We start from the raw sequence: 21,121 nt of genomic DNA, 5'->3' as shown, positions 1-21,121 counted from the left end.
TTCCATGTCGCTCGCGCCGTCGATTTCCGTTCCCCGCACCGGTTTCAACTGGCTGCCGCTCACCATCACGCTGTTCTGCCTGCTCTGGAGCTTTGCCTTCGTCGCCGGCAAGATCGGCGTCACCGATTGTCCGCCGCTGATCCTGCTCACGGCGCGGTTTTCGCTCGCGGGCGTCCTGATCCTCGGCATATCCGCACTGCGCAACGAAGGCTGGCAACTCAGCTGGCGCGACGTGGCCGTGTTTGCCGTGCTCGGCGTCGCCAACAACGCGCTCTATCTCGGGCTCGGGTACACCGGCCTCAAAACCGTATCCGCCGGCCTCGGCGGCCTGATCGTCAGCGCCAATCCGGTGTTCACCGCGGTGGCGGCCGCGGTGTTTCTCGGCGAGGCGCTGACCTGGCGCAAGGTGACGGGGCTCTTGCTCGGCATATCAGGCGTCGGCTTCATCGTCTGGCACCGCATGTCTGTCGGTACCGACGACTGGCACGGCATTCTCTATACGCTGGCTTCGTTGGCTTCGATCGTGGTCGGCACCATCCTGTTCAAGGTGCTGGCGCCGAAGGGCAGCCTCTGGGTCGGCAACGGCGTGCAGAATCTCGCAGGCGGCCTGGCGCTGCTGCCGTTCGCCTTCACGTTTTCCAGCGTCAGCGACATCGTGCCGGGCGCGCGGCTGCTCGGCGCATTCGCCTTCCTGGTGCTGGGCGGATCGGTCCTGGCCTATCTCTTGTGGTTCCACCTGCTGAAAGTCTGCGGCGCCACCGCTGCCAGCGCCTATCACTTCCTGATGCCGCCGCTCGGCATGCTGTTCGCCTTCCTCGTGCTCGGCGAGCACGTCGAATTCCGCGACCTGCTTGGGATCATTCCGGTGGCGCTCGGGATTTATCTGGTGACGCGGCCCGGCAAAGCCGCTGGTGCTGCGTGAACGCGTCGATGCCAGTCAGCCTGTTGGCGAAATGGATCGTAGCCCGGATGAGCGCAGCGATATCCGGGAGCCAACGCGAGACCGGCCCGGATGTCGCTTCGCTCATCCGAGCCACGTCGGGATTCAATCTTTCCGGAACACGATCGACGCCATCCAGCCCGTCATCAGCGCCATGAAGGCCGTCACCAGCCCATAGGCAAGACCATTGTTGTGGGCGGCGTTCGCGATGAACTGTTCGAAACCGACCTTGACGATCTCGAACGCGGTTTCGGTGCGCGTGACCAGCGCGCCGTCGGCGAACAGCTTGATTTCGACGTCGTAGGTGCCGATCGGCACTTCGCCCGGCAGCGGAATACCGGTGCGGAACAGCGTCGGCGTCAGGAACGTCACCGCCGATTGTTCCTCGCGATACAGCCCGTGCTGTTTGCGCAGGCGCACGAACGCGCTGCGGAACGGGTCGTTGGGCACCACGTCGGCAAAATCAGGGCCGACGCGCTGCGTCAGCAGCACGTTGTTGAGGCCGAGTTGCTGCCGCCGCTGCACTTCGGGTGACGCGATGTCGTCGAACGGCCGGTTGGAAAACAGCGCCAGATACGTCGGCACTTTGAGGAATTGCCGGGAGTCGGTGTTGATCCAGATGCCGAACTTGCGCTCCTTGCGCCGTGTCACCATGTCGGCGCGCGGTCCGCTGACGGTCACGACCAGATCGTAATTGTTGCGGCCGGCCGGCGTCTGGGCATCCTTTTCGACCGAGCCGAACAGCACCAGTTCCTCGCCGGAATAATTCGGCGTCACCGTCACGCGATGGTTCGACACCGACACGATCAGCCGCTCGGCGCAGGCCGGCGAAATGGCGAGCGCGGCGCCAAGCACGAGACTTGCCACGATTAGCGAGGCGCGCGCGATCATACCCCGCCTCCCGTTTCCCGGATCGTGAACAGATCAGCCGGCCGGATCACCAGTTCGACGGCAAAGCGGATACCGACGGCGAGCACCAGAAGCCCGAGCAGCAGCCGCAGATGTTCGCCGCGGATCTTCTGGCCGGCGCGGGCGCCGAACTGGGCGCCGGTCACGCCGCCGATCATCAGGATCAGCGCCAGCACGGCGTCGACCAGATGGTTGGTCACCGCATGCAGCAGGGTAGCGAATATCATCGTCACCAGCGTCAGCACCATCGAGGTGCCGACGACCGTGGAGGTCGGCACCCGCAGCACGTAGATCATCAGCGGCACCAGGATGAAGCCGCCGCCGATGCCCATGACGGCGCCGATGAAGCCGATGATCAGGCCGATGACGACGACGGGGATCACGGACAGGTAGATCTTCGAGCGCTTGAAACGCATCTTCAGCGGCAGGCCGTGAATCCAGCCATGGCTGCCGGGGCGGCGTATCGTCGCCGCACCGCCGCGCCGGGCCCGCAGCAGCGCGCGCAGGCCTTCCCAGAACATCAGCCCGCCGACCGTGGTCAGCAGGATGACGTAGGACGTCGCGATCAAGAGATCGAGCTGGCCGAGCGAGCGCAGCAGCGTAAACGTCCAGACCCCGAGCGCCGTCCCGACGGTACCGCCGGTCAACAAGACCGCCGCCAGAATGGGATCGATGGATCGTCGCCTCCAATAGGATATCGCGCCCGAGAAGGAGGAAGCCGCGATGTGGCTCGCGACCGAGGCGACCGCGACCGCGGGCGCGATGCCGACGAAGATCAACAGCGGCGTCATCAGGAAGCCGCCGCCGATGCCGAACATGCCGGAGACGAAACCAACCGCCGCGCCCATCGCCAGGATGAGGAAAACATTGACCGGAATGTCGGCGATCGGAAGGTAGAGCTGCACGCGCGTCTGCTTCTCGTTGTCTGCCGCTGACCTGGCCTAACGGCCGCCCAGGGCATGGTTTCGAGCATTTGCCGGCAGTGGAATCCGATTGGCGCGCAGGGTCAGCGCACGCGGACCGGTTGCCGCGTCTTTGCATAACCCAGATCAGTGGCAGGGGGGACTAAAGAATGCCCCGGAAGGCAATTATTTGCCGCACCTGCACATATGCGCGGCGGGGGGGGATAATTTTCGTCGTCCCGGCCTTGAGCCGGGACCCATACTCCGCGGCCTGCCTTGTTGAACAAGGAAGATAAGGCTCAGCGCGCAAATCAATTGCGGCCGGTGGTTATGGGTCCCCCGATGTGCAATTGCACATCTGAGCTCAAGGCCGGGACGACAGCAATCAGGGCTTCCCCACCGGATCGGTGACGAGGTTCATGGCGAGCGCCTCCTTGGGCGCAAGCCAGCGGATGTCCTTGGTCTCGGACATCGCCTGCACGACCGACGATGAAACCCCCATTTTGGTCATATAGCCCAGCACCGCGCCTGATATCTTCTGGGCTTCGGCGAGCGGATCATCCACTTGCTTTGTCGTGGTAAATCGATGCACGCCCAAGCCTGAGCCCGACACGCCGATGCGGCTCTTGCCGCCGGCATAGACCAGCACGCAGGCGCTGGCGCAATAGGAGGGTTTGACGCGGCCCGCGGCATCGGCGGTGCCGACCGCCGTGATCAGTCCGCGCGAGCGAATGATCTCGCCCATGATCGCGGCCTGATTCAAATCGCCGCCGGGCGAAGACATCAGGATCACGTCGCCGGCCGCAAGCTGGGCCTCGTCCAGCCTATCACGGAACCACTTTGCCGCCGCGGGCCCAATCTCTCCCTTGATGAACAGGGCGCGCCGGTCACGCGCGGCGCCATCGAGATCGAGTTTGGCGACCACGGAGGACGTCAGGCTTGGCGAGCTATACTGGTCTTTCCAGTAATCCCAGGCATCGGGCCTTGAGAGGTCGCGATAGGCTTGAATGGCGATGCTGGAAACCAGCAGCACGAAGATGAGAATCGACCCGAACGGCCATTGGCTGCGCGCCGTTTGCGGTTGCTGCGGAGGAGGAGGCGGCGGCGGAGCAGATCGCCAGGGCGAAGGCGCGGACTGCTCGGCCAGCTTGCGCGGCGGCGCGACCGAAGGCCCGGTTGGCGACCTTCGGAAACGGCCTTCTCCGTCCTGACCCTCTTCGGCAGACAATCGATCCTCACTGCAAAGCCGTGCGAGGCCACGCTGGCCCCGTCAGATCATACGGCTTTATATGGAGGGATTATCGGGGCGATGCCAGCGGCGCCGCCGGCGACTTCAACGGACCGCGGCGCGCTTGGTCGAAGCCTGTTTGGCGGCGGGTTTGGTCGCAGCTGCGGGCGCAGGCGCCGGGTCCCAGCCGCCGGCCGGGGTTGCGACATTGACGGCGGCGTCGGGCTGCGGCTCCGGCGTAAAGGTCTGGATTGCGAGTTTGGCCGCGGCCAGCGACTGGGCGTCGAGGCGCTTGGCGATATCGTCACGCTTGCGGCCGGAATCCGCGTCGCCCTGCGCGGCCGCGAGGCTGAACCATTTGAAGGATTCGGCGAGGTTCTGCTCGACCCCGATGCCGCGGGCATAGAGGATGCCGAGGTTGAACTGGCTGTCGGCGACGCCGCGATCGGCCGCCTTGCGGAACCATTGCGACGCGACCTTGTAGTTGGCGCCCTTGCCGCCGCCATCGGCGTCGAGCACGGCCAGATTGTGCATCGCCTTGGCGTTGCCGCGTTCGGCCGCCTGCAGATAGTAACGCCGCGCGACATCGGCGTCCTTTTTGACGCTCATGCCCTTCTCGTAGAAGGTGCCGAGCCGGAAGATCGCGGGCACCACGCCGGCTTGCGCCGCGCGGTCATACCATTTCGCGGCTTCGTCGAGATTGGCTGCTACGCCCTTGCCCTCGGCATAGCGCACGCCGACTTCATACGCTGCCGCCGGATCGCCCTTCAGCGCAGCGGCGCGCAGCATCGGCCCGCCGATGCCATCGGGCAGTTGCTCGCCTGTCGGCACCTGCACCGCTCCAGGCTTGCCATTGGCCGGCAGGGCCGGGAGCGCGCCGGTGATGTCGCCGGCGTTGATCGGCGACATCACCGCTTGTGGCGGGATGGACATCGCCGCCTGTGGCGCGATCGCGGTCTGAGGAATAGCGGCTTGAGGAATAATGGCCTGAGGAATCGTGGATTGGGGAATAGCGACTTGCGCGCCATCCAGCGTGTTCGGTGCGGAGGAGTTGTTCGATTGCCGTCCGATCGGGGCGGGCGACATCATGGAGGGCCCAGTCGGTGCCGGCATGGCGGGCTTGGCGCTGCTCTCGGCCGGGGCTTTTGAGGCCGGCGCCGGATCGGTGGATTCCATCTGCGGTATTTGCGGCGCGCTGCCGGTGTCGAGCAGCGTCATCGCCAGCTGGAAGGTGCTGAGCACGATCGCGAATACGCTCGCGCCGACCAGCAGCGAGCGGATCTTGGAAGTGATGTTCGACGGCTCCTTGCCGTCGGTCTTGCCCTTGTCGATGGCGGTAACCTTGGCGGCCTTCGAGTTAGCCTTCGCAGCGGCCTTGGCCGCCTTCTCGTTGGCGGGCGCGGCGGCAGCGGCCTGCGCGGCGCGGCGGGCGGCGGCGATGAAGCTCGACGAACTGACCGGCTCCTTGGCGGCCGCGGAAATTTCGTTGATCACGCTTTCCGACGCGGCGATCCGCTCCGATGGCGACGAAGCCCGTGCGGTCGGCCGTGTGCCCGGCTCCAGCGGATGATCCGGCGGCAATTCCGGGGCGATCGCGGTGCGCGGCGGGGCTGCGTGCGGCTCGAGGATTTCGCTGATGGCGCGCGGCGTCATCGGCGGAATGGCCGGCGGCGCTACCGGCTCCGCGGGATGGAAGTCGCGCGGCGCGGCGGCAAAATGCTCCTGGGAGGCTGCGGGATTCGGCAATTCCGGTTTCGGCTGCGGCGCAAACGCCTGCGGCTGAGCCTGAGGGACATAGGCCGGCGGTGCAAAGTTCGATGGCGGCATCGCCGCGCGCGGTGCTTCTGCCGGGGCTTCGAATGAACCGGGGGCGGGCGCTGCCACGGGCGGTGCGGCGCGAACAGCGCGCAAATCGCCTTCGATCATCGCCAGCCGATCGACCACATGGCCGAGCGTGCTGTGAACCGTCTCCAGCGAATCCTGGGTGCGGCGGTCGGTTTCCGACTGGTTGAAACGGATGTCCGACAGCTCGCGCTTGACGGCTTCGACGATGCCGGAATCCATCGACTGCGGCGCCGCATAGCTGCTGGTGTTGTCGGCGAGCCTGGCCAAATTCGCATGCTGGTGTTCGAGATGGCGCAGGATGTCCTGCAGCCCTTCCTCGACGCGCCCGAGATTCCCGCCGCCAGAGCCGCCTGCGCCGCCGGAGGTCTCCAGCCGTTCCAGCAGATAGGTCACGCGCTGTTCGAGATGGGTGAACGCCGAAGCATTGTCGTTGCCGGCCGGGATCCGATCCAGGCGTTCGGACAGCGAGCGCAGCGCGCCTTCGATATATTCGGAATTGTCGCTTGCGACCGGCCGCTCGCGTGTTTCGATCGACGAGGTCAGCGCGGCAATGCGCGCTTCGAGGCTGGCCAGCGACTCGCTGTTGTCGCCGGCGCGGGACAATTGATCGACCTTGGCCGACAGCGCATGCAGATCGTCGGAAACCCGTGCCAGCGCATCGTTGGACGCAACGTTGGAGGCGATCGCCCGCATCGCCGAGATCGCGTCTTCGAGCTGACGCACCGTCGACGGATCGTCGTTCGTACGCAGGATCAGGTCGAGCTTGGTGCCGAGATTGCGGATCGCGTCGTCATAGCCCGCGAGCTGCTCGGCCGGTTTGAGCGAGCGCAGCGCGTCGTAGATTTCGCCGAGCGCGCGCTCGAGGTTGGCCAGCACGTTGGCGTCGGTGCCGTTCTGGCGGGTTTCGTCGATCCGGCGCGACAGCGAGCGGATTTCGTTCTCGATCGAATCGATCGCCTGGCGCGGCATCGCTTCGGTAATGGCGCGGCGGATATCGGCAAGCTCGGTGCGGAAGGCTGCAATCGATTGCTCGACATTGTCGGGGCGCTGCAGCGCCTCGATCTGGCTCGTGATCTTGAGCAGATGCCGCTCCAGCGACGAAAAATCCGGGCCGGAGGGCACCATCGGAGCAGGTGTGGGCGCCGGCGCAGGCGGCTGCATCGGTGGCGCATAAGCCATGGCAGGGGCGCTCGGCGCCATCGGCGGCATACCTGCGGCCATCGGCTGCACACCTGCCGCCATCGGCGGCGCGCTGCGCGGCGGCATCGGCCGGGACGGCACGCCGTCCAGTTCGTTCTGGCGCGCGACGATTTCGGCGATCGCCGAATCAAACGACGCCGGGCTCAGCGGCGGCGAGGGACGATAGACTTGCGCCGCGGCGCGTTCGACCATCTCGGCCTGGCGCTGCCGTTCCTGCACTGTCGGCTGGCGCGGCGCGTGGTTTGAAATCTGTGACAGCCGCGCATCGAGCCGCGAAATGGCGTCATTCAGCTGCCGCGCGACGGTCGGCTCAGCGCGGGGCGCTTCGGTTCGGGGCGCGTCGCTGCGCGGGGCGGGACGGGAAATCTGATCGATCTGCCGGGTGATCGAATCGAGCCGCTGGTGAATGTCCGCAACCTCGCGGCTCTCCGCGCTCGGCATCGCCGGCTGCTCGTCATGGGACGCACGGAAATTCGGCGGGGCGGAATCGCCGATGGTGGAATTGAGCCAGTCGCTCAGCGACATGCCAGCGCGCCGCGCGGCAGCCTCGGCCCTTTCGCGGACCGATGGATCGATGCCCTCTACACTCCACGATACGCGCGAATTCATGCTCTCGTCCGGTTCTGACTCCGGCGCTTCCTGCGCCTTCAGCCTCCCCGCGCGTCCCACCCAGGAGACAATCGAATTTCGCGCAGGTCGTCTGCCTCAGAACCTGACTTTTTCGCGTTACGGTAAATAACGGGTTAAGGAATGGGGCCGGACGGCCCGAAAGTTAACTTGGAACCCGATCAGCCGGGTTCCGCTGCCGCTCAGCCGTTGCTTTCGCGGCTGGTGTCTTCGAGCAGCAGGACGGGAGCAGGTTTCGCGACGGCGGCCAGGGTCTCGATCGCCTCTTCGCACCATTCCGCCACAGCTTGTTCGTGGCGCAGACCGATGCGCAGTCCCAGCAGCTTGCCGGTATCGGCGACGGAGGTGGCTTTGCCGGTCGGAAACAGCTTGTTCAGAATGCGCTCGTAGCGCGCGTAGCGGTCGCGGTGATGTTCCAGCCGCGCCATCAGGTCGGCGCGCAAGGGCTCGATATCGAAGCTGTCGAGCGCGCACAGCCGCACCAGGAGGTCGTCCTTCATCATTGGCGGGCTGCTCGGCCGGGCGCCCCAGTGCCTCAGCGCGGCCCGGCCCTCTTGTGTCAGCGTATAGACCAGCTTGTTGGGCTTGCCGGACTGGACCACCTCGTGGCCCTGGATATGGCCGCGATCCCTGAGTTTTGAGAGTTCGCGATAGATCTGCTGGTGGTCGGCTTTCCAGAAGAACCCGATCGAGGAATCGAACGTCTTGGCGAGCTCATAGCCCGACATCGGACGTTCCGTCAGACAAGCAAGGATTGCGTCACCGAGCGCCAAACGCCGACCCTTTCAAAAATCGTGAAAACAACCCCATGCAAAGTAGAAGGGGCCCAGTCTCCCGACCAATTGCCGCGTTGACTTTATGCATAAAGTTGCATATGCGTCAACGTGCATAAAGATTGGGCTGAACCCCGTTTAGAGCCGATCGGAGACGCTTCATGACCGTGACTGCCGCCATAACCGCCCTCGACAAATGGTACGGCTACATGAAATCGCACGACCAGGCGGCGCTGTGGGATCTCTTGCACCCCGACGCGGTGTTCGAGAGTCCCGTGGTCCATACCCCGCAGCGCGGGCGTGACATCACCTTCAAATATCTGTCGAGCGCCGAGAAAGTGCTGGGCGGCCCGGGATTCAGATATGTCGGCGAATGGCGCAGCGACAATGGCGCCGTGCTCGAATTCGAAAAAGAAATCGACGGCATCGTGATCAACGGTGTCGACATCATCACCTTCGCGGATGGCAAGATTACGCATTTCAAGGTGATGGTGCGGCCGCTCAAGGCGATGAACCTGTTGCATCAATTGATGGGCGCGCAACTCGCAAAACAGTGAGGCCGCGTCGTCCGGAACCGGATAAGGTCCCATCTTTAAGGAACGTAAAGCGCCTGCTGGCCTGCCAACCTTCATCTGAAACGTATCAGCCAATTCATTCTGTCCCTGCCGGGAGAACACCATGCCGACTTACAAAGCCCCCGTTGAAGACGTCACCTTCCTGCTCAACGACGTGTTCCAGATCGACCGCTACGATAACCTCCCGGGTTTTACCGACGCTTCCGCGGATGTCCGCGAAGCGATCCTCGATGAAGCGGCCAAGCTTTCCGAAGAAGTGCTGCAGCCGCTCAACCGGGTCGGCGACCTCGAAGGCTGCGTCCGCCACGATGACGGCCGCGTCACCACGCCGAAAGGTTTCAAGGAAGCCTTCAAGCAGGTCGCCGAAGGCGGCTGGCTCGGGCTGTCGGCGCCGTCAGAATATGGCGGGCAGGGGCTGCCGGTCACGCTGAGCCAGGTTGTCACCGAATTCCAGAGCTCGGCCAACATGGCGTTCTCGATGTATGGCGGTCTCACTATGGGCGCGACCGCGGCATTGATGGTGCACGGCAAGCCCGAACAGAAGAACATGTTCGTGCCGAAGATGGTGGCGGGCGAGTGGACCGGCACCATGAACCTCACCGAGCCGCAATGCGGCACCGATCTCGGTCTGCTCCGCACCAAGGCCGCCAAGCAGGCCGACGGCAGCTACAAGATCACGGGCACCAAGATCTTCATCTCGGCCGGCGAGCACGATCTCGCCGACAACATCATCCATCTGGTGCTGGCGCGCATCGAAGGCGCGCCTGCAGGCATCAAGGGCGTCTCGCTGTTCGTGGTGCCGAAGGTGCTGGTCAATGCCGACGGTTCGCTCGGCGCACGCAATGGCGTGTCCTGCGGCTCGATCGAGCACAAGATGGGCATTCACGGCAATTCCACCTGCGTGATGAATTACGACGGTGCCACCGGCTGGCTGATCGGCGAAGAGAACAAGGGCATGCAGGGCATGTTCGTGATGATGAACGAGGCCCGCCTCGGCGTCGCGGTGCAGGGCCTCGCGCAATCCGAGGTCGCCTATCAGAACGCGGTCAATTACGCCCGCGAGCGCCTGCAGGGCCGGTCGCTGACGGGCGCGAAAGATCCGGACAAGCCGGCCGATCCGATCATCGTGCATCCCGACGTGCGCCGCGTGCTGCTGACGATCCGCGCCTTCAACGAGGCGGCCCGCGCGATGGTGGTGTGGACCGCGCTGAAGAGCGACGTCGCCCACCGCTCAAGCGACCCGAAGGATCGCCAGGAAGCCGACGACCACATGGGCCTGATGACGCCGGTCATGAAGGGCGTGATGACCGATGTCGGTTTCTCGAATTCGGTGCTGGCGCAGCAGATGTATGGCGGCCACGGCTACATCGCCGAACACGGCATGGAGCAGTTCGTGCGCGATGCGCGCATCGCCATGCTGTATGAAGGCGCCAACGGCATCCAGGCCCTCGATCTCGTCGGGCGCAAATTGCCGCGCGACGGCGGCCGCGCCGTGATGGCGTTCTTCGGCGAGGTCGGAACCTTCGCCAAGGAGCACGGTGCCGACGAGGCGATGAAGCCGTTCGTGACGCCACTCTCGACCGCGCTCGGCCATCTGCAACAGGCCACCGGCTGGCTGATGCAGAACGCGCTGACCAAGCCCGACAATGCCGGCGCCGCCGCCACCGACTACATGCAATTGTTCGGCCTCGTCACCTTTGCCTATATGTGGGCGCGGATGGCCAAGGTGGCGCAGGACAAGATTGCGTCCGGCGGGGCCACGCCCTATCTGACCACCAAGCTCGTGACCGGGCGCTTCTTCATGGAGCGGATGCTGCCGGAAACGACGGTGCACCTTGCGCGCATCCAGACCGGCTGCGCGACCACCATGGAATTGGCGGCGGAAGCGTTCTGAAGCGTCCTGCAAATACGCATCGTCATTGCGAGCGCAGCGAAGCAATCCATAGACCCACAAAGGAAGCATGGATTGCTTCGTTGCTACGCTCCTCGCAATGACGATGGAATAATCTGAAATTCGTCTGGCTCGACCAGGGCCTGCACCGAAACGGGAGAAAACCATGCCTGAGGCATATATCTACGATCACGTTCGCACCCCGCGCGGCCGCGGCAAGGCCGACGGCTCGCTGCATGAAGTGACCGCGCTGGCGCTGGCCACCGTGCCGCTAAGGGCGTTGAAGGAGCGCAACAATCTCGCCGTCGACGTCGTCGACGACGTCGTGCTCGGCGTGGTCGATCCGGTCGGCGAGGCCGGCTCCGACATCGCGCGCTTTGCGGCGCTCAAGGCCGGCCTCGGCCAGGCCGTCCCCGGCGTGCAGATCAGCCGCTTCTGTGCTTCCGGCCTCGATGCCGTGAATTTTGCCGCCGCCCAGGTCATGGCCGGCCAGCATGAACTCGTGATCGGCGGCGGCGCCGAATCCATGAGCCGCGTCGGCATCGGCGCCTCCGGCGGCGCCTGGCCGATGGATCCCTCGATGGCGGTGCCGGCCTATTTCATGCCGCAGGGCGTCTCGGCCGATCTGATCGCCACCAAATACGGCTTTTCGCGCGATGACGTCGACGCCTACGCGGTGCAGAGCCAGCAGCGCGCGGCTAAGGCCTGGGACGAGGGCCGCTTCAAGAACTCCGTGGTGCCGGTGAAGGACATCAACGGCCTCACCATCCTCGCCAAGGACGAGCATATGCGCCCCTCAACGACGATGCAGTCGCTCGGCCAGTTGCAGCCGTCATTTGTGGCGATGGGCCAGATGGGTGGTTTCGATGCGGTCGCGATCCAGTCGCACCCCGAAGTCGAGCGCATCAATTACGTGCATCACGCCGGCAACTCCTCCGGTATCGTCGACGGCGCGGGCGCCGTGCTGCTCGGCAGCAAGGAAGCCGGCGCCAAGCATGGCCTGAAGGCCCGCGCGCGGATTCGCGCGTTTGCCAATATCGGCTCCGAGCCCGCGATGATGCTGACCGGCCCGGTCGACGTCACCGAAAAGCTGTTCGAGCGCTCCGGCATGAAGAAGTCGGACATCGACCTGTTCGAACTCAACGAGGCCTTTGCCTCGGTGGTGCTGCGCTACATGCAGGCCTTCGACATCGACAGCTCCAAGATCAACGTCAATGGCGGCGCAATCGCGCTCGGCCATCCCTTGGGCGCGACAGGTGCGATGATCCTCGGCACCGTGCTCGACGAACTCGAGCGCACCAACAAGTCGACCGCGCTGGTGACGCTGTGCATCGGCGGCGGCATGGGCACCGCGACCATCATCGAGCGGGTCTAGGCGACGGCAATTCGTAGGGTGGGCAAAGCGAAGCGTGCCCACCATCACAAGCACCGAATGAAAATGGTGGGCACGGCGCGAAGCGCGCCTTTGCCCACCCTACGCAGCAATCGCATTGGGAGCGACCAACATGGCCTTCAAGAATTTCAAGCTGGAAACCGACGCCGACGGCATCGTGCTCGTCACCTGGGACACGCCCGGCCGTTCGATGAACGTGCTCGACGAGACCTCGGCCACCGAACTCGAGGAGATCGTCAAGCAGACCACCGCCGACGCCGCCGTCAAGGGCGTCGTCATCACCTCGGGCAAGGAGGCGCTGTGCGCCGGCGCTGATCTGTCGATGCTCGAAGGCATGGCCCATCAATATGCCGATCTGCTCAAGGCCAAGGGCGAAGAGGCCGCCAACCAGATGCTGTTCGACCAGAGCCGCCGCTTCTCGCAGGTGTATCGCAATATCGAAATTTCAGGGAAGCCGTGGGTCGCCGCGATCAATGGTCTGGCGCTCGGCGGCGGTTTTGAACTGACGCTGGCCTGCCACTACCGCGTCGCCGCCGACAACCCGAAGACCCGGCTCGGCCTGCCCGAAGTGAAGGTCGGCCTGTTCCCCGGCGCCGGCGGCACCCAGCGCGTGCCGCGTATCGTGCAGCCTGCCGATGCGATGCAGCTGCTGCTCAAGGGCGAGGCTGTTAACCTCACCCGCGCCAAGGCGCTCAATCTCATTCACGCCATCGTCCCGCCCGCCGACATGATCAAGGCGGCGAAGGACTGGATCAAGGGCGGCGGCAAGGCCGTCGCGCCCTGGGACGAGAAGGGCTTCAAGCTTCCCGGCGGCCCGGTGTTCTCCAAGGCGGGCATGCAGATGTTCCCGGCCGGCAACGCGATCTACCGCCGCGAGACCTACGACAATTACCCGGCGGCGCGCGCCATCATGAGCTGCGTCTACGAAGGCCTGCAGTTGCCGATCGATGCGGCGCTCCGCGTCGAGTCGCGCTACTTCACGCAGATCCTGCGCTCCAACGAAGCCGCCGCGATGATTCGCAGCCTGTTCCTGTCGATGCAGGAACTGAACAAGGGCGCGCGCCGTCCGCCAAACGTGCCGCCGACCAAAGTGAAAAAGCTCGCCGTGATCGGCGCCGGCTTCATGGGCGCCAGCGTCGGCTATGTCTCCGCGCGGGCCGGCATCGACGTGGTCTTGATCGACCGCGACCAGGCCAGCGCCGACAAGGGCAAGGGCCACGCCCAAACCATGATCGACGATCTCATCAAGAAGGGCCGCGCCAAGGAAAGCGACCGCGACGCCGTGATGTCGCGCATCAGCGCCACCGCCGACTATGGCGTGCTGAAAGACTGCGACCTCGTCATCGAGGCCGTGTTCGAGGACCGGAAAGTAAAGGCCGAAACCTACGCCAAGGCGCAGCCGCTCCTGAAGGATGGCGCGATCTTCGCCTCCAACACCTCGACGCTGCCGATCAACTCGCTGGCTGAGGAGTTCAAGGACCAGGGCAAGTTCATCGGCATCCACTTCTTCTCGCCGGTCGAGAAGATGATGCTGGTCGAGATCATCGTCGGCAAGAACACCGGCGATGCGGCGCTTGCCACGGCGCTGGATTACACGCGGATGATCGGCAAGACGCCCATTGTCGTCAACGACAGCAGAGGCTTCTATGCCAACCGCTGCGTCGGCCGTTACATCGCCGAAGGCAACGAGATGTTTCTCGAAGGCGTGCCGCCGGCGATGATCGAGAACTGCGCCAAGATGGCCGGCATGCCGGTCGGCCCGCTGTCGCTCTCCGATGAAGTGGCGCTCGACCTCGGGCTCAAGGTGATGAAGGCGACCGAAGCCGATCTCGGGCCGAACTCGATCAACCCCGACCAGAAGAAGCTTATGGTGGAGCTGGTCGAGAAACAGGGCCGTCTCGGCCGCAAGAACAGCAAGGGCTTCTACGACTATCCCGAGAAGGGCAAGGGCCAGAAGAGCCTGTGGACGGGACTTGCCGATCTGCAGCCGAAGAAGCTCGACCCCGACACGCTCGACATCGAGGAACTGAAGCAGCGTTTCCTCGTCGTGCAGGCGGTGGAAGCCGCACGCACGGTGGAGGATCACGTCATCACCGACATGCGCGAGGCCGATGTCGGCTCGATCCTCGGCTTCGGTTTTGCGCCGTTCACCGGCGGCACGCTGTCCTATATCGACTTCATGGGCACCAGGAAGTTCGTCGAACTCTGCCACAAGTTAGAGGCCAAATACGGCTCCCGCTTCACGCCGCCAAAACTGCTGGAGGACATGGCGGCCAAGGGCGAGACGTTCTATGGCCGCTTCCCGCCGAAGAAGCTGGCGGCGGCGTAACGCTAACCTATCGTCGTCCCGGCGAAGGCCGGGACCCATACGCCGTGTCCTATGGAATTGGCAGCGGCAGCAGTCGCATTCACCACGAACATTTGTGGTTATGGGTCCCGGCCTTCGCCGGGACGACATGTGGAAAGAGCACGCCAGTTAAAACAAAAAGGGCCGGATCCATCGATCCGGCCCTTATTTTGTGAATAGAGTTTTGTGCGCGCTTACGCGACCCGGCGCGGTTTTGGCGTCCTTCCGCTCGCCGCCGGGCGTGCCGAAAGGGTCAGACCAAGGGCTTGAACGATGCGCATGACGGTGCCGAACTCCGGATTTCCGGTCTCACCGAGCGCCTTATAGAGGCTTTCGCGATTCAGGCCGGCCTTCTTTGCAATTCCGGCCATGCCGTGCGCGCGCGCAACAAGGCCAAGCGCGTCACGCACGAAATCCGCGTCACCGGATTCGAGCGCCGCCGCAATGTAGGCAATCTGACGCTTCTCAGTGTCGAGATAGTCGGCGGCATCAAATCGTGTTGTCTTGGTCACCACAATGTCTCCGCCACTCTCAGCTCTTTATGACGCACCTCAGTCACGAGCGGCATTTGTCGTCCATAGGCTACAAGGCGTCAAGCGCCATTCTGCGCAGGGCATCCGCGCTTTTTTCACTGTCGCGATCTGGTACAGCTGCTCGTAGATTGGTTGAAGCAGGACTTTGAAGCAGGACTTTGAAGCAGGACTTGGCGACAGGTCGCTGACGTATGCAAAGGTGATCGCAACAATGCGAAGTGTGATTGTTCTCGGCGCCGGAATGGTCGGGGTCGCAACCGCGCTGCAGTTACAGCGCCGCGGCTGGTCGGTCGTGCTGCTCGATCGCAATCAGCCCGGCCGCGAGACCAGCTACGGTAACGCCGGCTTCATCCAGGCCGAAGCGGTGCGGCCCTATCCGATGCCGCGCGATCTTGCGACGCTGGCGGCGATCGCAACAGGGCGCGCCAACGATGTCCATTACCGCGTAAAATGGCTGCCGCGGCATCTTGGTCCTTTGCTGCGGTACTGGTGGCATTCCGCTCCGGATCGGCACCAGCAAATATCGCAGGCCTACGCGCGGATCATCGCACGGGCGACAAGCGAGCATGACGTGCTGATCCGGGAAGCCGGCGCGGACAATCTGGTGCAGCGAAGCGGCTATCATTCCCTGCGCCGCACCCAGGCTGCGCTGGATGAAGTGGCGCTGGTCGCCGAGATGCTGGCGGCTGAATTCGGTGTGCGATCGGAAATCATCAGCCCGGCACAGCTTGCCGCGGCCGAGCCCGGGCTTAACGAGACCGGGGCGGGGGCTGTTCACTGGCGCGACCCATGGACGGTCTCGGACCCGGGCGGGCTTGTATCGGCCTATGCCGATCTGTTCACACGCGCAGGCGGCACCTTCGTCAACGGGGATGCGACCACGTTGACGCCGAGTCCTGCCGGCTGGACGGTTCAGTCGGATGATGGCCCGATCGACGCCGAGGCGGCCGTGGTGTCGCTCGGTCCGTGGTCTCCCGATCTATTGCAAAAGTTCGAGTATCGCTTTCCGATGCTGCGCAAGCGCGGTTACCATCGGCATTTCAGCGGCGGCGGCAGGCTCAATCTGCCGCTGCACGACCCCGAATTCGCATACGCCATGGCGCCGATGGCGAAGGGATTGCGGATTACGTCGGGCGCCGAATTGATGGGACCGGAAAGGTCGTCGCAGTCGCGCCAGCTCGAACGGGCGGAGCAGGCGGCGCGGCGGCTTGTCGATCTCGGCACCGCGGTGGAGGCCGAACCCTGGAGCGGGGTCCGCCCCTGCATGCCCGACATGCTGCCGGTCGTGGGGGCTGCACCGAAGCACAAAGGCCTGTGGATGCATTTCGGGCATGGTCATCACGGCCACACCCTTGGCCCCACCACAGGCCGCCTGCTCGCCGAGATGATGAGCGGCGAGGCGACGTTTACCGATCCATCGGCGTTCAGTCCGGCGCGATACTGATGGGTTCTTGTTGTGGGTTGCTGCGTAAAAAAGTTGTCGTCCCGGCGAAGGCCGGGACCCATACGCCGCGGCCCATCGGTAAGAGCGCCGGCGTTAGAGACCTTCTACAACAATCAACGTCACGGAGTATGGGTCCCGGCCTTCGCCGGGACGACGCGGGGTAAAACAATGGGCCGGATCATCGATCCGGCCCTCTTCCTATCTCCGATATAAAAACCGCTTACGCCGCCTTCAGCAAGCCTTCCTTGGTCAGCGCTTCCTGGACCTTCGGGCGTGCGCCGACGCGGGCCTTGTAGGCCATCAGGTTGGAGAGATCCGCGAGATCCCATTTCATCCGTTCGGCCCAAGACAGCATCGTGAACATGTAACCGTCGGCCACGCTGAACTGCTTGCCCATCAGGTAGTCGTTCCCGGCGAGCTCGCCATCGACATATCTGAACTTGCCCATCGCCCGGTCCTTGAAGAATGCCTTGGCGTCATCGGAGAGCACCGGGCTGAACTGCGGGCCGATGTTCTTGTGCAGTTCACTGTTGATATAGGTGAGCCAGGCCTGCAGCTTGTAGCGATCGGCGTGGTCGCGGGTGGGGGCAAGATTCTTGTCCGCGGCTTTATCGGCGATCATCTGGACGATGACCGGGCCTTCGGTGACCAATTCGCCGGAGTCGAGCGCCAGCGCGGGCACCTGGCCCTTCGGATTGACCGTCAGATAGTCGTCGCCGTTTTCCAGCTTCTTGGCGCGCAAATCGACCTTGACCAGATCGTAGGGGAGACCGGCCTCCAGGAGCGCGATATGGGGAGACAGCGAGCAGGCGCCTGGCGAATAGTACAATTTCATTGGATTTTCTCCCTTTGGAAGTTCTTGCCTTTGGAAACCTTGGCTTGGGGCCGCGGAACGACTAAATGCATCTGCATGTAATAGTCAAGATTGATGCAGCTGCATTTAGTGCGGTACACTAACCCGTGACAGACACGGACCTGTGACGGATACGGACCAGACCATGAAACGCAAACCATCGACCGAGGCGACCAACGCCTGGATCCGCCTGATGCGGGTGCAGAGCCGGGTGCTGGACGCCGTCGAGCAGGATTTGAAGAAGGCGGGCTTCCCGCCGCTCGCCTGGTATGACGCGCTGCTGGAATTGTCGCGCGCGCCGTCCGGCGAGATGCGCCCGGTGGAGCTGGAGAAGCAGATGCTGATCCCGCAATACTCGACCTCGCGCCTGATCGACCGTCTGGTCGACGAGGGGTTGGCGGCGCGGCGCGAATGCAAGATCGACAAGCGCGGCCAGTTCGTCGAGATCACGGAGACGGGACGCGAGCTGCAGAAGAAAATGTGGAGCGCCTATTCCGCCGCGATCGAAAAACACGTCGGCTCCAAACTGTCCGACACCGACGCCATCAAGCTCTGCGGTCTGCTCGACCGGCTGGGCTGCTCGTGCAGCGAAGTCAGGGCAGTCGCCGCGCGAGACGGCGTTCCCGCCCGATGATACGCCTTCATCTTATCGTTTTTGCGGACAACGCTGTCCGCAATGCTCCCTGCCACACGGCGCGTTCGGTCGAATCGCCAAAGATCCGGATTTTTTATGGCGCGTGACCAAATCGATATGACGCCGTTGCAATCGCGCGACGAACTCGTGGCGTGGCTGGCGGCCGGCGTGAAGCCGCCGTCGGAATTCCGCATCGGCACCGAGCACGAGAAGACCCCGTTCACGCTCGAGGGCTATCACCCCGTGCCATACGAAGGCGCGCGCGGCATCGGCGCGCTGCTGGAGGGCATGCAGCTTCTGCTCGGCTGGGAGCCGATCATGGAGCACGGCAACATCATCGGGCTGTACGACGTCACCGGCGGCGGCGCGATTTCGCTGGAGCCCGGCGGGCAGTTCGAATTGTCGGGCGCCCCGGTCGAGACCGTGCACCAGACCCAGGCGGAATTGATGGCGCATCTGGCGCAGGTGCGCGAGATCGCGACCCCTTTGGGGATCGGTTTTCTCGGCCTCGGCATGACGCCGTCATGGTCGCGGTCGCAGGTGCCGCTGATGCCCAAGGGCCGCTACAAGATCATGACCAATTACATGCCGAAGGTCGGCCAATACGGCCTCGACATGATGTACCGGACCTGCACCGTGCAGACCAATCTCGACTTCTCCTCCGAAGCCGACATGGTCAAGAAGCTGCGGGTATCGGTGGCGCTGCAGCCGATCGCGACCGCGTTGTTCGCCAATTCGCCGTTCACCGAAGGCAAGCCCAACGGCTTCCTGTCATTCCGCTCGGAAATCTGGCGCGATACCGATAATGCGCGTTCCGGCATGATCCCTTGGGCGTTCGAGGACGGCATGGGTTTCGAGCGCTGGGTCGACTATGCGCTCGACGTTCCCATGTATTTCGTCAAGCGCGGTGACAGCTATATCGACGTGTCAGGCTCGTCGTTCCGCGCCTTTTTCGACGGCAGGAACAGTTCCTTGCCCGGCGAGCGGCCGACGTTGTCGGATTGGGCCAATCACCTCTCGACGATTTTCCCGGAAGTACGGTTGAAACGTTATCTGGAAATGCGCGGCGCCGATGGCGTGCCGTGGGGCCGTTTGCCGGCGCTGCCGGCGTTCTGGGTCGGCCTCTTGTACGACGACACGACGCTGGACGCGGCATGGGATCTCGTGAAGCACTGGACGGCGGCAGAGCGTCAGGCGCTGCGCGACGACGTGCCGCGCTTCGGCTTCAAGGCCCGGATCCGCGACCGCTATCTGTTCGAAATCGCGCGGGAATGCGTGAAGCTGTCGCATGCCGGCTTGCGGCGACGCAGCCGCATCGATCACCTCGGCCGTGACGAAAGCCGTCACCTCGAGCCGCTGGAGCGGATCCTCGAATCCGGCCGCACGCCGGCCGAAGAGATGCTGGAGAAATTCAACGGCGCCTGGGGCGGCTCCGTGGAACCGGCCTACAAGGAATACGCTTTCTAGCGCATGATCCGGTAAAGCATGCCCCGCACTTGATGCGGGGTGGGTACCGGTTTTCCGAGAAAGATCGTGCGCAAACAAAAGGATAGAGCGTGATGAGATCATCACGCTCGGCTCGTTGCCGCGTTTCTGGGCCGTTCATCCGCCGTACAGGTTGATGCCGCTCCAATGGCAACCTTCGGAACGCGCGCATTCGAAAGCAATCACATGGGGATAGGCCGCCTGCTCAGGGCGTGTTTGGTGACGCTCGCCTTTTTGGCGGCGGCAGCACCCGCACGCCCAGCCGCGGCGCAGGCCAATTTCGACCGCCCCGGCGGCGATTATCTGAGTTCGCCGGTGATCTCGGGCGATCCGGCCGACTGCGCGCTGGTGTGCGAACGCGACAAGCGTTGCCGGTCGTGGAGTTTCAACTATCCGACCGACCTGACCAGCGGCGCGGTGTGCTGGCTCAAGAGCAACGTCCCGGCGCGCGTCCAGGACAGTTGCTGCGTCTCCGGCGTGCGCGGCGCCGGCGTGGTCGAGCCGAGGAACAGCGCGATCGAAACCTCGATCGACCGGTTCGGCGGCGACTACAAGAATTTCGACGTCAAGAGCAAGGACGGCGACGACGCCTGCAAGGCCGCCTGCACCGCCGACAACAAGTGCCGGGCCTGGACCTATGCGCGGCCGGGCTATGCCGGCACGGAAGGCCATTGCTTCCTGAAAAAAGACATCAAGCCGCCGCGGCGCAAGGCCGGGTTTACCTCTGGCGTGGTGCGGTAGAAACTCTCCGTCGCCCCGGCCTTGAGCCGGGGCCCATAACCACCGTTGTTGATTTTGCGACGCGTTGGAGCTCCATCGCACCCACCACAAACATTTGTGGTTATGGGTCCCGGCGTTCGCCGGGACGACGGTCGAGTGAATCCTCCACCGGCAGCACCGTCACCTCCGGCCACAGCGTCTTCCATCGCGCCGCCTTTACCGCATAACTCTCGGGCGAAAAATTCGGGCCGCGATTGGGCCGCACGATCAGGCCGGCGGCATCGTCGAAACCATCGGGCGCATAGACGTCGTAGCCATTGCGCGTGCCGCGGATGCCGATCTGCGTATTCCTCGTCAGAAACCGATCGATGCCTTCGGTCGAGCAGCGCAGCGGCGGGTAGGGCAGGCCATGCTTTTCGCCGTACCAGAGATGAACGCGCGCCTGGTTGCGCGCCTCGACCTTGGCGTCGAGCTTGCCGAGCGCGCCGTGCAGCCTGCGGATCACGGCGTCCTCGGCCGCCCAGGATGTATCGGGATCGAAATAGAACACGTCGTAATCGTTGATGCCGTAACCGACATCGCGCCTGGTCAGCACGTTCCACACCGTCTGCACCAGACATCCCGCCACGATCCAGGCATCCGGCAGCGCCAGCTCGAACAGCTTTTCGGCGATGATTTGATTGGCGGGATTGCGCAGCGCAAGGTTGAGGAATTCGTCCTGGTTCATCGCTCTGCCGTGGCCCCGTAGGGTGGGCAAAGCGAAGCGTGCCCACCATTCCAGTTGTCGAACAAAGATGGTGCAGCACGGCGCTGGCGCGCCTT

17 protein-coding genes are annotated in these 21,121 nt (G+C 64.0%); 9 read left to right on the top strand and 8 right to left on the bottom strand.

The window, feature by feature from the left end:
• Nucleotides 1-4 precede the first annotated feature (4 nt).
• Nucleotides 5-922, top strand: coding sequence for a DMT family transporter (locus JQ629_RS05690; RefSeq protein ID WP_212411755.1), 918 nt, complete (start codon nt 5-7; stop codon nt 920-922).
• 123 nt (nt 923-1,045) lie between these two features.
• Here JQ629_RS05690 and JQ629_RS05685 read toward each other — a convergent pair whose 3' ends face one another.
• The 5 genes from JQ629_RS05685 to JQ629_RS05665 all read right to left on the bottom strand — a co-directional run bounded on the left by JQ629_RS05685 (nt 1,046) and on the right by JQ629_RS05665 (nt 8,424).
• The gene (locus tag JQ629_RS05685; RefSeq protein WP_212411753.1) at nt 1,046-1,831 is read right to left on the bottom strand and encodes a TIGR02186 family protein; all 786 of its coding nucleotides are present in this window, start codon (nt 1,829-1,831) and stop codon (nt 1,046-1,048) included.
• The gene (locus tag JQ629_RS05680) at nt 1,828-2,754 is read right to left on the bottom strand and encodes a sulfite exporter TauE/SafE family protein (protein WP_212411751.1); all 927 of its coding nucleotides are present in this window, start codon (nt 2,752-2,754) and stop codon (nt 1,828-1,830) included. The genes JQ629_RS05685 and JQ629_RS05680 overlap by 4 nt, the downstream gene beginning before the upstream one ends.
• A gap of 382 nt (nt 2,755-3,136) precedes the next feature.
• On the bottom strand, nt 3,137-3,979 hold the full coding sequence (locus tag JQ629_RS05675; protein ID WP_212411749.1) for a COG3904 family protein: 843 nt from the start codon (nt 3,977-3,979) through the stop codon (nt 3,137-3,139).
• 105 nt (nt 3,980-4,084) lie between these two features.
• Entirely contained in the window at nt 4,085-7,633 is a 3,549-nt protein-coding gene (locus tag JQ629_RS05670; RefSeq protein ID WP_212411747.1) for a tetratricopeptide repeat protein, read from the bottom strand.
• A gap of 200 nt (nt 7,634-7,833) precedes the next feature.
• Nucleotides 7,834-8,424 carry a PadR family transcriptional regulator gene (locus tag JQ629_RS05665; RefSeq protein WP_212411746.1) on the bottom strand — a complete coding sequence of 197 codons (591 nt, stop codon included), beginning with the start codon at nt 8,422-8,424 and terminating at the stop codon, nt 7,834-7,836.
• 161 nt (nt 8,425-8,585) lie between these two features.
• Between JQ629_RS05665 and JQ629_RS05660 the strand changes: the two genes are divergently transcribed.
• The 4 genes from JQ629_RS05660 (at nt 8,586) to JQ629_RS05645 (ending at nt 14,612) form a co-directional block, all read left to right on the top strand.
• Nucleotides 8,586-8,981: a nuclear transport factor 2 family protein gene (locus JQ629_RS05660; RefSeq protein WP_212265289.1), complete on the top strand. Its 396-nt coding sequence runs from the start codon at nt 8,586-8,588 to the stop codon at nt 8,979-8,981.
• 121 nt (nt 8,982-9,102) lie between these two features.
• Nucleotides 9,103-10,893 carry an acyl-CoA dehydrogenase C-terminal domain-containing protein gene (locus JQ629_RS05655; RefSeq protein WP_212411745.1) on the top strand — a complete coding sequence of 597 codons (1,791 nt, stop codon included), beginning with the start codon at nt 9,103-9,105 and terminating at the stop codon, nt 10,891-10,893.
• A 163-nt stretch (nt 10,894-11,056) separates the two neighbouring features.
• Nucleotides 11,057-12,265: an acetyl-CoA C-acetyltransferase gene (locus tag JQ629_RS05650; protein ID WP_212411744.1), complete on the top strand. Its 1,209-nt coding sequence runs from the start codon at nt 11,057-11,059 to the stop codon at nt 12,263-12,265.
• A 130-nt stretch (nt 12,266-12,395) separates the two neighbouring features.
• On the top strand, nt 12,396-14,612 hold the full coding sequence (locus tag JQ629_RS05645; protein WP_212411743.1) for an FAD-dependent oxidoreductase: 2,217 nt from the start codon (nt 12,396-12,398) through the stop codon (nt 14,610-14,612).
• A 212-nt stretch (nt 14,613-14,824) separates the two neighbouring features.
• On the opposite strand, the gene JQ629_RS05640 is transcribed toward JQ629_RS05645, so the two are convergent.
• The gene (locus JQ629_RS05640; RefSeq protein ID WP_212411742.1) at nt 14,825-15,145 is read right to left on the bottom strand and encodes an addiction module antidote protein; all 321 of its coding nucleotides are present in this window, start codon (nt 15,143-15,145) and stop codon (nt 14,825-14,827) included.
• 229 nt (nt 15,146-15,374) lie between these two features.
• Between JQ629_RS05640 and JQ629_RS05635 the strand changes: the two genes are divergently transcribed.
• Complete coding sequence (locus JQ629_RS05635) at nt 15,375-16,607, top strand: NAD(P)/FAD-dependent oxidoreductase (protein ID WP_212411741.1); 1,233 nt, start codon at nt 15,375-15,377, stop codon at nt 16,605-16,607.
• 220 nt (nt 16,608-16,827) lie between these two features.
• Here the strand turns inward: JQ629_RS05635 and gstA are convergent, their stop codons facing one another.
• Nucleotides 16,828-17,442: a glutathione transferase GstA gene (gstA, locus tag JQ629_RS05630; RefSeq protein ID WP_212411740.1), complete on the bottom strand. Its 615-nt coding sequence runs from the start codon at nt 17,440-17,442 to the stop codon at nt 16,828-16,830.
• 163 nt (nt 17,443-17,605) lie between these two features.
• Here gstA and JQ629_RS05625 point away from each other — a divergent pair, with 163 nt between their 5' ends.
• From JQ629_RS05625 to JQ629_RS05615, 3 genes are all read left to right on the top strand, one after another.
• A complete protein-coding gene (locus JQ629_RS05625; RefSeq protein WP_212265283.1) occupies nt 17,606-18,094 on the top strand; it encodes a MarR family winged helix-turn-helix transcriptional regulator in 489 nt (162 codons plus the stop codon).
• Between the two features lie 96 nt (nt 18,095-18,190).
• The gene (locus tag JQ629_RS05620; RefSeq protein ID WP_212265282.1) at nt 18,191-19,561 is read left to right on the top strand and encodes a glutamate--cysteine ligase; all 1,371 of its coding nucleotides are present in this window, start codon (nt 18,191-18,193) and stop codon (nt 19,559-19,561) included.
• A 204-nt stretch (nt 19,562-19,765) separates the two neighbouring features.
• Nucleotides 19,766-20,320 (top strand): PAN domain-containing protein, encoded by a 555-nt coding sequence (locus JQ629_RS05615; RefSeq protein ID WP_212411738.1) that lies wholly within the window; start codon nt 19,766-19,768, stop codon nt 20,318-20,320.
• Nucleotides 20,321-20,420: 100 nt separating this feature from the next.
• Here the strand turns inward: JQ629_RS05615 and JQ629_RS05610 are convergent, their stop codons facing one another.
• A complete protein-coding gene (locus tag JQ629_RS05610) occupies nt 20,421-21,026 on the bottom strand; it encodes a nucleotidyltransferase family protein (RefSeq protein ID WP_212411736.1) in 606 nt (201 codons plus the stop codon).
• Nucleotides 21,027-21,121 lie beyond the last annotated feature (95 nt).

Origin of the sequence: Bradyrhizobium sp. AUGA SZCCT0222 (assembly GCF_018130205.1) — a bacterium.
In the GTDB taxonomy this organism is placed as follows: Bacteria; Pseudomonadota; Alphaproteobacteria; order Rhizobiales; family Xanthobacteraceae; genus Bradyrhizobium.
The sequence above is the reverse complement of the archived record's forward strand: the minus strand, read 5'-3'. Positions and strand labels throughout refer to the sequence as shown.

Coding starts and splice junctions, on each gene's coding strand:
- JQ629_RS05610 (WP_212411736.1), bottom strand. CDS start 21,026: ATGAACCAGGACGAATTCCTCAACCTTGCGCTGCGCAATCCCGCCAAT.
- JQ629_RS05645 (WP_212411743.1), top strand. CDS start 12,396: ATGGCCTTCAAGAATTTCAAGCTGGAAACCGACGCCGACGGCATCGTG.
- JQ629_RS05650 (WP_212411744.1), top strand. CDS start 11,057: ATGCCTGAGGCATATATCTACGATCACGTTCGCACCCCGCGCGGCCGC.
- JQ629_RS05635 (WP_212411741.1), top strand. CDS start 15,375: ATGCGAAGTGTGATTGTTCTCGGCGCCGGAATGGTCGGGGTCGCAACC.
- JQ629_RS05655 (WP_212411745.1), top strand. CDS start 9,103: ATGCCGACTTACAAAGCCCCCGTTGAAGACGTCACCTTCCTGCTCAAC.
- JQ629_RS05615 (WP_212411738.1), top strand. CDS start 19,766: ATGGGGATAGGCCGCCTGCTCAGGGCGTGTTTGGTGACGCTCGCCTTT.
- gstA (WP_212411740.1), bottom strand. CDS start 17,442: ATGAAATTGTACTATTCGCCAGGCGCCTGCTCGCTGTCTCCCCATATC.
- JQ629_RS05660 (WP_212265289.1), top strand. CDS start 8,586: ATGACCGTGACTGCCGCCATAACCGCCCTCGACAAATGGTACGGCTAC.
- JQ629_RS05625 (WP_212265283.1), top strand. CDS start 17,606: ATGAAACGCAAACCATCGACCGAGGCGACCAACGCCTGGATCCGCCTG.
- JQ629_RS05620 (WP_212265282.1), top strand. CDS start 18,191: ATGGCGCGTGACCAAATCGATATGACGCCGTTGCAATCGCGCGACGAA.
- JQ629_RS05670 (WP_212411747.1), bottom strand. CDS start 7,633: ATGAATTCGCGCGTATCGTGGAGTGTAGAGGGCATCGATCCATCGGTC.
- JQ629_RS05685 (WP_212411753.1), bottom strand. CDS start 1,831: ATGATCGCGCGCGCCTCGCTAATCGTGGCAAGTCTCGTGCTTGGCGCC.
- JQ629_RS05690 (WP_212411755.1), top strand. CDS start 5: ATGTCGCTCGCGCCGTCGATTTCCGTTCCCCGCACCGGTTTCAACTGG.